At 64.4% G+C, this 12,204-nt stretch carries 14 protein-coding genes; 5 read left to right on the top strand and 9 right to left on the bottom strand.

The genetic code is table 11. The features are described from left to right. Positions 1-244: 244 nt before the first annotated feature. The 6 genes from ACCO56_RS28355 to ACCO56_RS28330 form a co-directional block, all read right to left on the bottom strand. Complete coding sequence (locus tag ACCO56_RS28355; protein ID WP_433644281.1) at positions 245-670, bottom strand: OsmC family protein; 426 nt, start codon at positions 668-670, stop codon at positions 245-247. Between the two features lie 101 nt (positions 671-771). After that, complete coding sequence (locus ACCO56_RS28350; protein WP_433644280.1) at positions 772-2,055, bottom strand: TRAP transporter large permease; 1,284 nt, start codon at positions 2,053-2,055, stop codon at positions 772-774. Between the two features lie 5 nt (positions 2,056-2,060). Further along, entirely contained in the window at positions 2,061-2,546 is a 486-nt protein-coding gene (locus tag ACCO56_RS28345; RefSeq protein WP_433644279.1) for a TRAP transporter small permease, read from the bottom strand. Between the two features lie 100 nt (positions 2,547-2,646). Further along, a complete protein-coding gene (locus ACCO56_RS28340; RefSeq protein ID WP_433644278.1) occupies positions 2,647-3,636 on the bottom strand; it encodes a C4-dicarboxylate TRAP transporter substrate-binding protein in 990 nt (329 codons plus the stop codon). A 27-nt stretch (positions 3,637-3,663) separates the two neighbouring features. Next, positions 3,664-4,710, bottom strand: a complete 1,047-nt coding sequence (locus ACCO56_RS28335) for an Ldh family oxidoreductase (RefSeq protein WP_433644328.1) — start codon at positions 4,708-4,710, stop codon at positions 3,664-3,666. A 41-nt stretch (positions 4,711-4,751) separates the two neighbouring features. Beyond that, the gene (locus ACCO56_RS28330) at positions 4,752-5,495 is read right to left on the bottom strand and encodes an SDR family oxidoreductase (RefSeq protein ID WP_433644277.1); all 744 of its coding nucleotides are present in this window, start codon (positions 5,493-5,495) and stop codon (positions 4,752-4,754) included. Between the two features lie 284 nt (positions 5,496-5,779). Here ACCO56_RS28330 and ACCO56_RS28325 point away from each other — a divergent pair, with 284 nt between their 5' ends. The 3 genes from ACCO56_RS28325 (at position 5,780) to ACCO56_RS28315 (ending at position 9,271) form a co-directional block, all read left to right on the top strand. Continuing rightward, positions 5,780-6,778 carry a GntR family transcriptional regulator gene (locus tag ACCO56_RS28325; protein ID WP_433644276.1) on the top strand — a complete coding sequence of 333 codons (999 nt, stop codon included), beginning with the start codon at positions 5,780-5,782 and terminating at the stop codon, positions 6,776-6,778. Between the two features lie 42 nt (positions 6,779-6,820). Beyond that, positions 6,821-7,129 carry a hypothetical protein gene (locus ACCO56_RS28320; RefSeq protein WP_433644275.1) on the top strand — a complete coding sequence of 103 codons (309 nt, stop codon included), beginning with the start codon at positions 6,821-6,823 and terminating at the stop codon, positions 7,127-7,129. A 282-nt stretch (positions 7,130-7,411) separates the two neighbouring features. Beyond that, a complete protein-coding gene (locus ACCO56_RS28315) occupies positions 7,412-9,271 on the top strand; it encodes a mechanosensitive ion channel domain-containing protein (RefSeq protein WP_433644274.1) in 1,860 nt (619 codons plus the stop codon). 57 nt (positions 9,272-9,328) lie between these two features. On the opposite strand, the gene ACCO56_RS28310 is transcribed toward ACCO56_RS28315, so the two are convergent. Genes ACCO56_RS28310 through ACCO56_RS28300 form a run of 3 tightly spaced genes read right to left on the bottom strand, consistent with a single transcriptional unit; the run spans position 9,329 to position 10,457 of the window. After that, entirely contained in the window at positions 9,329-9,706 is a 378-nt protein-coding gene (locus ACCO56_RS28310; protein WP_433644273.1) for a VOC family protein, read from the bottom strand. 18 nt (positions 9,707-9,724) lie between these two features. Continuing rightward, positions 9,725-10,012, bottom strand: coding sequence for a DUF6958 family protein (locus tag ACCO56_RS28305; protein ID WP_433644272.1), 288 nt, complete (start codon positions 10,010-10,012; stop codon positions 9,725-9,727). A gap of 10 nt (positions 10,013-10,022) precedes the next feature. Next, positions 10,023-10,457 (bottom strand): YybH family protein, encoded by a 435-nt coding sequence (locus tag ACCO56_RS28300; RefSeq protein WP_433644271.1) that lies wholly within the window; start codon positions 10,455-10,457, stop codon positions 10,023-10,025. Positions 10,458-10,598: 141 nt separating this feature from the next. On the opposite strand from ACCO56_RS28300, the gene ACCO56_RS28295 reads away from it, so the two are divergent. Beyond that, positions 10,599-10,961: a YciI family protein gene (locus ACCO56_RS28295; protein WP_433644270.1), complete on the top strand. Its 363-nt coding sequence runs from the start codon at positions 10,599-10,601 to the stop codon at positions 10,959-10,961. Next, complete coding sequence (locus ACCO56_RS28290) at positions 10,958-12,190, top strand: RNA polymerase sigma factor (protein ID WP_433644268.1); 1,233 nt, start codon at positions 10,958-10,960, stop codon at positions 12,188-12,190. Before ACCO56_RS28295 ends, ACCO56_RS28290 begins: the two co-directional genes overlap by 4 nt. The last annotated feature ends 14 nt before the right edge of the window (positions 12,191-12,204 follow it).

Genomic DNA, 12,204 nt, shown 5'->3' with positions numbered 1-12,204 from the left:
TTTCCTGGCGTAGCTCGATCGAGCGGAAGGGACGGGCGCGTGGGGAGCTCCCCCCCTCACCCGGCCTCCGCTTCGCTCGGCCGCCCTCTCCCCAAGGGGAGGGAACGTTGAGCGTCGCGCCATAGCTGGAATTTTACCTTGGCTCGGCGTTGAAAACCTCCTCTCCCCTTAGGGAGAGGGCGGCCGAGCGAAGCGGAGGCCGGGTGAGGGGGACAACGCGTTATCTAATGAAAAGCCTAGGCATTCACCCCAACCGTGCGTCGAGCGTGAGCTTGATGGCGCCGAGCGCCTTGGAGACGGGGCAATTCTCCTTCGCCTTCTCGGCAAGCTCCTTGAATTTCGCAGCGTCGATGCCCGGCACGGTGCCGGTGAGCGTCAGGGCGCTCTGGGTGATGCCGGTGCCCGGCACAAGCGTGACGACGGCCTTGGCGTCGAGTTTCTCGGCCGGTGTGCCGTTCTCGGCGAGGAAATGCGAAAGCTGCATGGCGAAGCAGCCGGCATGGGCCGCCGCGAGCAGTTCTTCCGGATTGGTTCCGGACTTGCCGCTTTCGTCCTCGAAGCGGTTCTTGAACGAATAGGGCGTGCCGGTCAGAACGCCGCTCTGGCTATCGAGCGTGCCGTTGCCCTCCTTCAGATTTCCCTTCCAGACGGCTGTTGCGTGACGGTCCATTGGCTTTCTCCTGATCCTTTTCTCGTGGCCTCTTGCGGCGCCGCCGAGCGGCCCTCTGCTACTATAGCGCTGGCCGCTCGGGAAACCATGGGAGCGGTCTTTCAAAAGCCGAAAATGAGATTGGGCACGAGAAGCACGAGGGATGGCACGAAGATCAGAAGCAGCGAGACGATGCTGACGGCGATGAAGAGCGGCACGGATTCCCGCGTATATTCGCCGATCGGCACCTTCAGGATGGAGCACACCGCATACATGGCAGCGCCGACCGGCGGCGTGAAATTGCCGATCGTGGCGGCGATCACGAATACGACGCCGAAATGAACGGGGTCGGCGCCGAGCTGCCGGACCAGCGGCAGGAAAATCGGCGTCAGCATGATGATGAGCACGGTTGCGTCGATGAAGAAGCCGCAGGCCAGGATGAAAAGCACGATCAGCATCATCACGCCCGCGAGGCTGTCGGTGACGCCGAGGATCGCATTGGACACGAGCTCGGGAATGCGCTCCAGCACGATGCCGTAGCTGAACACCGCCGAGAGTGCGATCAGGAACATGACGGCCCCGACGTCGGCCAGGCTGCCGTCGAGCGCCTCGCGAAAAGGCATGGCCTTCAGCTTCCGATAGACCAGCACGCCGATGAAGACGGCATAGATCACGGCGAAGGCGCCGATCTCCGAAGGGGTGAAAATGCCGAAGCGAAGCCCGAGCAGCAGGATGACCGGAAACAGCAGCGCCCAGATGCCGCCCCGCAGGGCCGTCGCCACCTCGCGCGCCCGGGGTCTCGCCTGCCGGGCCGGCGGATAGCCTCGCCTTTTCGCGACGAAGGATACGGTCGTCGCGAGTGCCGCCCACAGCAGGAATGCCGGTATGAAGCCCGCCGCGAAAAGCCGGCCGATCGAGACCTGGCCGATCGTGCCGTAGATGATGAAACCCAGGCCGGGCGGAATGATCGGCGTCAGCAGGGAACCGAAGGAGAGTACGCCAGCGGCGAAGCCGCGTGACATGCCGCGCTTGATCATCTCGTTGCCCAGCATCCGGCTCTGCATGGCGGCGTCGGCGATGGCCGATCCGGACACGCCTCCCATCAGCACGGAGAGCGCCAGCGAGAGTTGCGCAAGTCCTCCGCGCAGGCGCCCGGCGATCACCGAGGCGAGGTTCAGCAGCTCCTCGGTGATGCCGGATTTGTTCATGAAATTGCCGGCCATGATGAAAAGCGGAATGGCGAGCAGGGCGAAATTCTGCGTCTGCGAGACCGTTTGCTGGATCGGGATGGTAAAGGGCAGTTCCGGATGCTGGAGGAAAAACAGCGCGCCGGAGATGCCGATGGCGAAGGCCACCGGCATGCCGATCAGGATGAGGATGATGAAGGCGAGGGTGACGATCAGCATACCGTTCAGCTCCTCGAGGGGACCGAACGCGCAGCGTCGGTGAATTTGAGCAGCGTGGTGAGCAAGAGCAGGGCCGCGCCGACAGGCAGGCTCATCGTGACCCAAGAGTAGCTGACGCCGGGTATGCCCTGGAAGCTGCGGGCGCGGCTTACCCAGGAGAGCCAGAGGCCTGCGTAGATAATATAGATCAGGAAAGCCCCGATCAGCACGTGGTTGAGCTGGAGGAGGAATTGCCTGGCGCCTTCCGGCAGCCGCTCCGTCACCAGCTCGATCGACATCAGGCTGTCGCGGCGCCAGGCGACATCGGCGCAAAGGAAGCAGGCCCAGGCGAACAGGCAGGTGGCGATATCGATGGTCCAGTTGAGCGGATGCGCGGCCAAGCGGGCAAGGCCGCCGGCGAAGACGAGCAGAACCATGAGGATGAGGAACACCGCCGCGACGAGCGCCTCGACCCGCCCGATCCATCGGTGAAATGCGCGCAGCCCTGCCATTCGAAGACGCCTCCGTGAAGGAAGCAGGCGGGCGTAGCCCCAACTCCGCCCGCCTGCCAGGGCACTGCGCGTTCATTTGGGCGCGCAGTGCTCCGGGAAACTATCTGCCCATTTCCTTGTCCAATGCCGCCTTGGCTTCCGTTATGCCAAGCGCTTCGTAAGCTTTCGCGCCGGCCTTCCGGAAGGCGTCCCGGTCCACATCGCTCACCACCTCCATTCCCTTGGCCTGGAGATCGGCCTTGATGGTCTCGGCCATCGTGGCGATCTTCCCGGAGGTTTCGCGGCCGGCCGCCTTGCATTCCTCGACCAGCGCCGTCTGGTACTCGGGCGGCAGGCCGTCGAACCATTGAGAGCTGACGACCTGGAAATTGATGAGAAGGATGTGACCGGTCTCGTTGGCGTATTTCAGTACCTCGTAGAAGCGCCCGCCGGGGATGTTGGCGTAGACCAGTTCGACACCGTCGATCGCCTGCTGCTGCAATGCGGGATACATGTCGCCGAACGCCATGGCCGTCGGCGCCGCGCCGAGCGCGCGGATCGATTCCTGCCAGATCGGCGCGGGCGGGGTGCGGATGCGCAGCCCCGCAAGGTCCTCCGGCTTGCGGATCGGCTTGTTGGTGAAGAAGTGCCGGAAGCCCTGCACCCAGTCGAAGCATACGACCTTAAGGCCATGCTGGCCGGCCAACTCCTCCTGCCATTTCACGACGGTCGGAGCTTCGGAGAGCTTCCAGACCTCTTCCAGGGAATCTGCGAAATAGGGTCCGTTCATCACGGCGATGCCCGGGACGTAGTTGCCGAGCCGCGCCGAATCCGTGTTCTGGCCGATATTGGCGCCCTGGCGGATCTGTTCGATGATGTCTTCCTCCACCCCGAGCTGCGCGCTGTGGAAGACCTCGATCTTGAGGCCGCCCCTGGTGCGCTCCTCCACGCGCTTCGCCCAGTTCAGAAAGCCTTCGTGATAAGGCTCTCCCGGGCCAAGGACGTGGTTGAAGCGCAGCGTGTAGGTTTCCTGCGCCGCAGCGAGGGCGGTTCCCGCGAGCGCGAGACCGAGCGCGGCCGCGAGGATTTTCAGTCTCTTCAGTCCGGTCATTTGCTCCTCCTGCTTTTCTTGTCTCGTTCAAGTCCCCTCGTCGGTGAAGGGCAGGGGCACGCCGTGGCGCTCAGCCAGGCTGCGAAACGCAGCCGCCGTCTTCGGATCGATGGGGACGCCCTCCATTGCCCGTCGTTGCGCCTCCGCCCATTCACGGTCGCCTGGCGCCATGACCACTTGTCCGGCGCGCGACGGCGAGGCACGCAGCGCTGCAAGATAGCGCCGCATGCCATCGTCGAAGGTCGTCTTGTCGACGAAGGCGTCCGGTTTGAGCGCCAGCACGAAGGCGCCGAGCTGCCGGGGCGTGGCGAAATCGGGTCCGGACATGGGGGCGAGCTCGGGGCTGAGCTTCATGCCGGAAAGGACCGCGCTCAGGATTTCGACCAGCCCCGCGAGCCCGGCTCCCTTGAAGCCGAACGCGGCGCCGAGTGGTGCGAGCATTTCGGCCGCATTGGCGTCTTGAGTGTCCAGGCCGCCGGCATCGGAGGCAACGCCGTTGGGGAGCTCGAGCGCCAGGCTCCGGTAAAGCTGCACCCTGTTGTAGGGAATGGCGCTCGTCGCCATATCGAGAAGCCATGGATTGCCGCCTTCCACCGGCATGGCGCAGGCGATCGGGTTGGTGCCGTGGAAGCGCGATGCTCCGTCATGCAATCGCACGAAGGCGTCCGAGTTGCAGAAGGCCATGCCGATGAAGCCACGTTCGGCCGCCTCCAGCGCGAAAGCGCCGGCCGGCCCGAAATGGGAGCTGTTGCGGATGGCGACGGCACCGATGCCGAAGCGGCCGGCCAGCCGGGTGGCGTGGGCCATGGCCGTATAGGCCGCCAGTGCTCCATGTCCATGATCGGCATCGAGGGTCGCGACCGCTCCGAAATCGCCGGCCAGCCGCATTTCAGGACGCGCCTTGACCCGACCACCGAGCAGAGCTTTCACGTAGTGATCGAGGAGCCGCACGCCGTGGCTGTCGACGCCGAGCCGGGAGCCGTGCATCATCGCGCGCGTCGCGGCGTCCGCCGTCGGCTCGTCCGTTCCAGCCGCCAGCAGCACGGCGCGGACGAACTGCTCGAGCGCCTCCATCTCGACAGACACGGACGCGGATTCGATCGCCTTGCCTGTCCTCACAATGTCTGGCCTCCATCCACGACCATCACCGTTCCCGTGGTGAAGGCGGATTCGTCTCCCGCCAGGTAGACCGCGGCGGCCGCGATCTCGTCGACGGTGCCGAGCCTGCCGATGGGCTGGCGTTCCGTGAAGGCGCGTCGCGTTTCCTCGGGCTTGCCGGTTGCAGCGATGCGGGTTTCCAGGGATGGCGTGTCGGTCGTGCCTGGGCAGAGCACGTTGCAGCGCACGCCGGAGCGGATGAAGTCGCGCGCCACGGCCTTGGTAAGCCCGATCACCGCCGCCTTGCTCGCGCCATAGGCCGCGCGCCTCGGCACGCCTGTCAGACTGGAAGCCACGGAGGCGACGTTGACGATCGAACCGCTGCCGCGGGTGATCATGCCGGGGAGGGTTGCGCGGATGGTGTTGTAGATCGAACCGACATTCTGCTCGAAGCTCGCTCGCCAATCGGCGATGTCGCAGTCGAGAATCGTGCCGTCATGCACCCAGCCGGCGCAGTTGAAAAGGATGTCCAGGGACCCGCATTCCTCGATGGCGCTGGCTACCGCGTCGCCATCCGTCACGTCGAGCTCGATCGGGCGAATGGCCGGCGCCAGCCGCGGAAGGTCCGCCATCTTCGATCCGGTCCGGCTCGCGGCGAAAACCAGCGCGCCTTCTCGCGCGAAGGCGAGGGAGACCGATCGCCCGATACCCTGGCCGGCGCCCGTCACGAACGCCGTCTTGCCCTCGAGGCGGCCTCCCATCGCCTTTCCTCCCGTGCGTCTATTGTGTACATTGGACCGTACAATGTGCACACTAGACGCAAGTTGCAATCCTTGGCAAGACGCATTCGTGAGGTTCGGATCTCGGCCGGCCGACCTCCCCGGCCCGGCAACATTGTTCTACAGCGCGTCGCGTGAAAGGATTCACGCGACGCGCCATAGGTTCTTGATTTAGCGCATGTCTTTTTCCCGAAACCGCTGCACACTTTCGGGAGACATGCTTTAGGCTGGACGCCAAACGACGAAAGGGCGTGAAGGCGGAAAGCATGGACCAGCAGAAGAACCCCGGCCTGGGATCGTCACCACGTCTTTACCAGCGTGCTTTTGAAATCCTGGCCGAGCAGATCGGGGAGGGAGCTCTTCGGCCGGGCCAGACGCTCACCGAAACCTCGGTCGCGGCGCAATTCGGGGTGAGCCGCGCTCCCGCCCGTCAGGCGCTTGCCGCGCTCGCTGAGGCCGGCCTCGTCGAAAAGACCGCAGGTCGTGGCTTCGCCGTCAAGCCGGGTGTCGGCGCAACTGGTACCGGCAATCCCGCGCGCCGCGGCGGCGAGGAAGAGCTTCGACTGGTTTCGCAATCGAGCTGGGAGCGCATCCATGGCGAGGTCGAAGGCGAGATCGTGGCTCGGACCTCCTTCGCTTCCTGGCGCGTCAACGAGGCCCTGCTCGCCCGCCACTACGGCGTGAGCCGGACCGTGGCGCGCGACGTGGTGGCGCGGCTGCAGCAGCGCGGCATCGTACGCAAGGACGAGAGCGGCCGCTGGTATGCGCCCGCCCTCACGCCCAGTCACGTCGGCGAGCTCTACGAACTGCGCTGGCTGCTGGAGCCCGTGGCACTGAGGAAGGCCGCGCCCCGCCTTCCGGAAGACCTGCTGCCCGCCTTGCGCGCCAATCTGGAGGACGCCACCGCAAGAGCGCGTGAGATCGACGGCTCCGTTCTCGACCAGCTCGAGCGAGACTTGCATGTCACTCTGCTCGGCCATTGCGCGAACACTGCCCTGATGCAGGCGATCACGCTCCCGCAATCGCTGTTGATCGCGCATCATTTCCTCTATCGCTGGACGGCGCGCATGTTCGACAGCGAACCTTTTCTGCCCGAACATCTCGAGGTGATCGAGTTGCTGCAGGCCGACCGCGTCGAGGGGGCGGCGCGCGCCCTGGAGAATCATCTGCGCCAGTCGCGCGACCGTGCGATTGCCCGGGTCGGAGCGATCGCGGTCGGACCGCAACCCGACCCGTTGCCTTATCTGGAGCGTCTGCGAAACTGAGGGGGACGGTGGGCGTTATCAGCGGAACGGGAGCCCAAATCCATGAACGTCGCCAATCTGCAACTGGAAGGCCTGTTGATGGCCATCGCCTCGATCAACAACGTGCTCGTGCATAAGGGGCTGCTCACCATCGACGAGATCGACGAGGCCCTGCGTCGGGCCGAGGCCAGCGTCACCGGAGAGGAGCGCCTCTACGAGGACATGTCGCCGGCGAACCGCGATGCAGTCTGTTTTCCGATCCGCTTCCTGCAATCGGCGAACCTCGCCCAGTCGGAGACCGGCGTTCCGTCCTTCTCGCAGCTCGCCAGGACGGTCGCGCAGACGAAGATGCCTTACAACGACCAGCTTTGAACGCCTGTCATTTGATCGCATTTGCGCGACGTCTACGGCATCGGCCCGAAAATCGGAACCGATTTTCGGGAAGCGCGACGCTGACGCCTGGAGTGTCGAATGAGTGGCGCACGAACTGTAGCTGAACCTTGTTGTGCGGTGCGCACCTTGTCTCGGCGAAGAGCCGGGCGGCTTGGATTGTCGTACAGAAAAGCTTGATTTGTACGACGTTCTGGCGCTGGATAGCGCTACAGATCCGAGCACCCGCCGGGACTGGCTCAGTAGGGGCCGAAGGGGTGAATCGTGAACGACGAGACCACAACGGTTGCGGACGTCACGTCTGTTATTTCGAGCCTCGAACAACTGGGCAACCGCTTCGTCGCCGGCCTGTATGCCAGGGTTGCCGCTTTGAACGGTGTGCCGGCCGAGTTCGAAAGTCTGAGAGCTTCACTTCTGGCCGGGGGGACGTCTCTCCTCCTGCTCCTGTTCCAGATCGTTTTGATTGTTGCGCTTGTCGCAGCCGTTTTCCTCCTGGCCAATCGGCGGTTCCGAAAGGCGACTGCCGCAAGCGGCGCGTGGCGCAGATTCGTCGCGGGGATCGTGGCTGCGTTGCTAGCCCTTGTGGTCGGCTTCATCGCTGCCCGGCTGCTCGCTGCTTCGGGGCTCCCGACGAGAATCCTTCAACTCTGGACAATTGTGACAGTTGTCGGCATTGCCATACTCGCCGCTGTAAGAGCCCTGCTGCTGGGATCGCGGCGAGCCGAATTCCCGGAGCGCTCCTTCCACTTGACGGCGCTCCTGCGCGATCTCTCATTTGCCATCGGCTGCGCGATCATTGGTCTTATGCTGATCGCGACGTTGCGGCTCTGGACCGTCGGGCCGGGTCTGGGGGACCTGATGCGAACAGGTTTGGCGATTCCGATCTACCTGCTGTTCGGGTGGGTGATATGGCGGCACAAACGCGCAATGGCCGTCGCTGTCGCCGGTCCGCACCCGAGAAGCCGCTGGCGCGCTCGTCTTGCCAAATCGTGGCCCGCAATCGTGATAGGGTTCTTGATCATCACGTTTTTCAGCACTCAGGCCGCTCTGACAATGGGAGCGCCGCTCCGCGGATCGGCCGTCCTGTTGACCGCATTGATGTTTCTCGCCACGCCGCACCTCGATGCGATGATCGGCAATTGGGCGCATCGAGGGATGGAATCACCCGATATTTCCATCCCCATTGCGGCGGCGCGACAGACAGCCCGCTTCATGGTCCTGGTAATCATAACCGCCATGCTCGGAACGCTATGGGCAACGCCGCTGGCGGCGGGCTTCGGCATAGATCTGCGAGAGGTAGCAAGGGGCGCGACAGGAGGGGCGCTGATCGCCTTGGTTGCGGCCTTTCTGTGGAATATGGTCGGCACCGTAAAGGGACGCGCGTTGCGTGCGGAACTGCCTGCGGTCGGTAATGACGAGGACGGACAAGGTGCCCCGCGTTCACGGTTGGGCACGTTGGTGCCGCTGCTGAGCGCGGTCGGCAAGTCGGGCATTCTGGCGCTGGCGCTGCTTTCGATCCTGGTGTCGGTCGGCGTCAATGTATGGCCGCTGATAACGGGCCTCAGCGTTTTTGGGCTCGCGATAGCCTTCGGCTCGCAAGCCTTGGTCAAGGACGTGGTGTCCGGCCTTTTTTTCCTGATCGACGACGCCTTCCGCCTGGGCGAATACATCGAAACGTCGACTGCCAAGGGAACTGTAGAGAAGATCTCTATCAGGTCGGTTTCCCTGCGCCATCATCGCGGCGCTTTGGCGACCGTGCCCTACAGCCAGATCGGTGAGATCCAGAATTTCAGCCGCGACTGGGTCGTCGAAAAGCTGACGTTCCGCCTCGCACTGGACACGGATGTGGAAAAAGTCCGCAAGCTCTTCAAGAAGATCGGCCAGGAGATTGCGGCCGACCCGGAACTTGCCCCAGATCTGCTGGAACCGTTCAAGAGCCAGGGCATAGCCGAGGTCGAGGACGGCACCCTGATCATCCGAGCCAAATTCAAGGCCAAGCCCGGCAAGCAATACATGATCCGCCGCGCCGCGCTAAAAGCCGCGCACAATGCCTTTCGTGAGAACGGCATTCAGGCGGTGGCGAAGCCAATGACATCCAGTCCCGGAGCGCCGGCACCTGCCTGAGCTTTCCGGACAGTCGCGCAAGGAACATGCGTGCTGGCCGGGTCAGGCGAGGTGTAGCTAACCATTCACCAGCGCGTGGATGTTGCCGTCGGGATCCTTGAACCAGGCAGATTTGATCGGCCCGAAGACATGGACGTCGCCTTCCCTGACGACGTCGGGCATGTCGTAATGCTCGAAGGAGACGCCCTTCGAGCCGAGCTTGCGAACGACCTCGCCGATCTCGTCGCCGACAATCCAGGTCACCGAGGTCGCCTTGTTGGTGCCGGCGTAATCCGACTGGTAGACGAGCAGCGAGAAGGCGCCGCACCGATAGTTGAGGGCAGGCCCTTCCTCTTCCTTGGGCGCGGCGAGCCCGATCTTGTCTTCGTAGAAGCGGCGCGCCGCGTCGAGGTCGCGCACCGCCACGGTGGCGACGGGTTGCTTGTTGCTCAACATCTTTCTCTCCCTTCGAAATCACGCCTTCACAAGGCGTATCGGACGGGTCTTCTGCCGGCGGATGATGCCTTTCGCCTCCAGATCGAGCTGGACCGTCTTGGCCCACCAGCCGGCCTTGGCTCCGCCGGGGAAAATCTCCTGCGGCAGATGGGTTCCGAGCCGGGCCCGGATTTCTTCGATAGTCAGCCCATTCGGCGCCGAGGACAGGACGGCGAGGTAGGCTCGTCTCATGGCCTCATAGGGAACGGCATCGACCTGTCTCTTGGAGCCGGGATGATTCACGTTTTCGACGGCGATCCTGCTCATTGTTTCCTCCTCATGGCTCAAGGTCGATCGCGGCGCGGAAGCTGCCGTCCATATAGAACGGCACGGATTCGTGCTCATGCACGATCTTCCATCGACCGCCGATGCGTTTCAGCCCCATGGTGAAGCGTGTCCAGAAGACCGCGCGCTCGCCGTTCCTGGTCGTCGCCGAGGTGCGGGACAGGCCGTGGGCAAAAGCGAAGTCCCGGTCGGTCGTGACGACGAGATCCCGCGTCACGCGGTCGATCGGTCCTTCCCAGCCCGCGAACCAGGCTTCCAGCTTGGCGGGATCGGTCCCCATGGCCGAGACGAGCGGCGGCGCAAGGTCGAAGATCACGGCATCCGGAATGTAGTGCGCGAACACGGCGCGGGCATCCCTCTCGTGCATGGCCTTCTCGATGCCTTCGATGACGGCGCGGATCGCGGCCTTGTCGGTTTTGCTTTCCATGCTTGTTCTCCCTGCTTGCGGTTTGTCCGAGGACGAACGGGCGAAGGCTGTTCCGACAGCATGGTGGAAAATAAACCGGGCGCTTGTCGGCGCGGCCTGCCATGCTACGTCCTTGGAGAGCAGAAACGGGAGGAAGTGACGATGCGTTTTGCGCTGCTTTGCTACGGGGCGGGTTCCGCGCTTTGGCGCAAGGAGGACGAAGATGCCATCCTGGTCCGGCACCGGGCCACCGAGTCCGGGCTCAAGGCCGCCGGCCGGCTCGGTCCCAGCCTTCGCCTGATGCCGACGAGTGCTGCCATGTCGATCCGCGGCGGACCGCAGCCCATGGTGCTGGACGGGCCGTTTGCCGAAACCAAGGAAGCGCTGCTCGGCTTCTGGGTCTTCGACGCCGCCAATCTCGAGGAGGCGCTCGAAACCGCGAAGGAATTCGCCAGCCACATGCCGGGCGGCGGACTCGAGCTGCGGCCCGTCAAGGAATACAATCCAGGCGGCGCCCTGCCATGAACGAGTTCGACTGGATCGGGGGTCGAGTGGCGGCGGCGCGGCCCCGGGTCGTGGGCGCGCTGCTGCGCTATTTCCGCGACCTCGATCTGGCTGAGGAAGCATTCCAGGAGGCATCGCTGCGCGCGTTGAAGACCTGGCCCGTCAAGGGTCCGCCACGCGATCCGACGGCATGGCTGATCTTCGTCGGGCGTAACGCGTCGCTCGACGAGACGCGGCGGCGCGCAAGGCAGGAGGCGCTGCCGCCAGAGGAGTCGATCTCCGATCTCGGCGACACCGAGGCCACGATGGCGGAAAGGCTCGACGATGCGCACTACCGCGACGATGTGCTGCGCCTGCTCTTCATCTGCTGTCATCCGGATCTGCCCGCCGCCCAGCAGATCGCGCTCGCGTTGCGCGTCGTATCCGGCCTTTCGGTCAAGGAGATCGCGCGCGCCTTCCTGGTCGGCGAAAGCGCGATGGAGCAGCGCATCACCCGCGCGAAGCGGAAGGTGGCTGCCGCCTCTGTGCCTTATGGCGCTCCTGATGCGGCCGAGCGGGCCGAACGGCTCGGCGTGGTCGCGGCCATGGTGTACCTCGTCTTCAACGAAGGCTATGCGGCGAGCGGCGGCGAGGCGCATATCCGCGGTGCGCTCTGCGAGGAGGCGATCCGGCTGGCCCGGCTCCTGCTGGAACTTTTTCCCGGCGAGGCCGAGATCATGGGGCTGACGGCCCTGCTTCTTCTCCAGCATGCGCGGGCACCCGCGCGGCTCGACGTTGACGGAGCGATCGTGCTCCTGGCGGATCAAGACCGGAGGCTCTGGGATGCGGGACTAATTGCCGAGGGGACGGTGCTGATCGAGAAGGCCATGCGTCATCGCCGGCCCGGTCCTTACCAGATCCAGGCGGCTATCGCCGCCGTTCATGCCGCGGCGCATCGTGCGGAGGAAACCGACTGGGCCGAAATCGATGCGCTCTATGCGACCCTCGAAAGGCTGCAGCCTTCGCCCGTCGTCACTCTCAACCGGGCCGTGGCCGTGGCGCGGCTCGCCGGACCCGAAGCGGCGCTGGACATGATCGCGCCGCTCGGCGACGCGCTCGACGGCTACTTTCATTTCCATGGGGTGAAAGGCGCCTTATTGAAGCAGCTCGGCCGTCGCGACGACGCTCGTGCCGCCCTCGAAAGGGCGCTCGCGCTGGCCGGCACCGTCGCCGAGGCTGCTCATATTCGAGGAGAGATCGACAAGGTCTAATCACCGTGGGGACG

Origin of the sequence: Mesorhizobium sp. 1B3 (assembly GCF_050958605.1) — a bacterium.
Taxonomy (GTDB): Bacteria; Pseudomonadota; Alphaproteobacteria; order Rhizobiales; family Rhizobiaceae.
This window is presented reverse-complemented; position numbering and strand designations above follow the sequence as displayed.